At 45.3% G+C, this 1672-nt stretch carries 2 protein-coding genes; one reads left to right on the top strand and one right to left on the bottom strand.

What is annotated here, in order from left to right:
* On the top strand, window positions 1-754 hold a 754-nt coding region (locus QMA35_RS21550), incomplete at its 5' end, for an ISL3 family transposase (RefSeq protein ID WP_281649191.1).
* A 197-nt stretch (window positions 755-951) separates the two neighbouring features.
* Here the strand turns inward: QMA35_RS21550 and QMA35_RS21545 are convergent.
* Window positions 952-1389, bottom strand: a complete 438-nt coding sequence (locus tag QMA35_RS21545) for a hypothetical protein (RefSeq protein WP_281649190.1) — start codon at window positions 1387-1389, stop codon at window positions 952-954.
* Window positions 1390-1672: the final 283 nt, after the last annotated feature.

The following is a 1672-nucleotide window of genomic DNA, read 5'->3' as shown; positions in this document are numbered from 1 at the left end:
TCTGGATAACATACGAGCACTACTGATTGACGAGAAGTCCATTGGCAAGGGGCACCACTATCTGACAGTTGTCCTGAATGCTGATACAGGTGAGACCCTGTTTCTCGGGGAAGGCAAACGTAAAGCAACGCTGGATCAGTTCCTGAGCAGCCTGACTCAAGAGCAAAAGGCGCCTATTGAGTGTGTTGGTATTGACCGAGGGGGAAGTTACCAAGCCTCGGTCAGAGAACACCTTCCCGACGCTGACATCGTATACGACAAGTTTCACATTATCGCCAACTACAACGAGGTGATAGACAAAATCCGTCGCCGGGAATGGCGGCAGGCTGAAGCTGAGGATAAGCCTTTCATAAAGGGACAGCGTTTCAATCTATTCAGGAATCCAGAGAACCTCACACCCAAGAGGGAAAGCAGCCTGAAGGAACTGCTTGCCATGAACGAGGACTTGTTTCAGGCCTACACTCTGAAAGACATGCTTAAACAGCTGTGGACGTATACCTATAAAGGGTGCGCCAGTAAGTTTCTCGATAGGTGGATTGAATTGGCCAAAGAGACAGGCATTGTCGAGCTGAAACGCTTTGCCAAAGGGTTGGACAGGGCAAGAGAAGGCCTTCTTTCATATTGCCATCATCGTATAACCAGTGCAAAAATCGAGGCTTTCAATGGTGTTATCAAGCGTATTGTCTATAAGGCTTGTGGCTATAACGATCTTGAATATCTGTATCTGAAAATTCGACAGGAGGCTCAGAAATGATCAGCCAACCTGCGAAAGAGCCATAAATACCTAATGGTTACCATAGATTGACCCGGAGAAGATAGGGGCACACTTTTGGGCTTCATCAGAATATTAAAACTGACGAAAAATTAAGAAAGTGATGATCATAGCGGCTAACGCCCCCATCAAGCGCCGCCGTAGGCGGTCGCTTGGATGGGCTTGTTAAGTGCGTAATTTCAATGCATTTGTATGTAGTTAATTTTCGCCAATGCAAATGGTCCTTGCTCACCCATAAACGAAGTGCCATTTAGTTCTTCTACAAACTCATTAATTTTTTCTACTTCATAATTTGATAGTTCTTTCAGTGGCATAATAGAGAGAGATAAACGTACAGAATTATCTTCAGGGATCTCCGTAAACAGATTTACGAATAAAGTACAGGCTCCCTCCATTCCTGTTGGAAGAATGCCGTCGACATATCGCTTAATTCTTCTGCTCATATATGCTGCAGTTATTATCGCTTCAAAACCGGGCTTTCCTTTCTGCCCAGAAATAAAAGAAATGGTATTCTCAGCCACCATTTTTCTAAGGCCGTACACAAGCTCTGCATGCTCACGATCTTCTTTCTCTACGAAGTAATCCAGCACACTCGAAATTTTCTTAATCAGTTCCAAAATACAGCCCAGCAAAATAATAAATAATACTCTCAGGAACAACTGCTTGACTACTGTGTAGGATACTTAACCTTTTCCCTCAACTTACTACATTGTTGGGCACGTTTATGATGGGGCACTTAACGCCTGCATGTGGGGCGCCGAAGGCGTCCCACGAGCGAAGCGAGGAACACCATGCTCTTGTTGTGCGCACCTAGCCGGATGGGATTTACCGGCGCTGGCAGAACACAAACTTGGCGATTTATTGAGGTAGAAAATGCCAGCTGGCAAACCCTACGTTTTG

Source organism: Parendozoicomonas sp. Alg238-R29 (assembly GCF_947331445.1).
GTDB lineage: Bacteria > Pseudomonadota > Gammaproteobacteria > Pseudomonadales > Endozoicomonadaceae > Sansalvadorimonas.
Note: the sequence above shows the minus strand (reverse complement) of the source record. Positions and strands in the feature narration are given on the sequence as shown.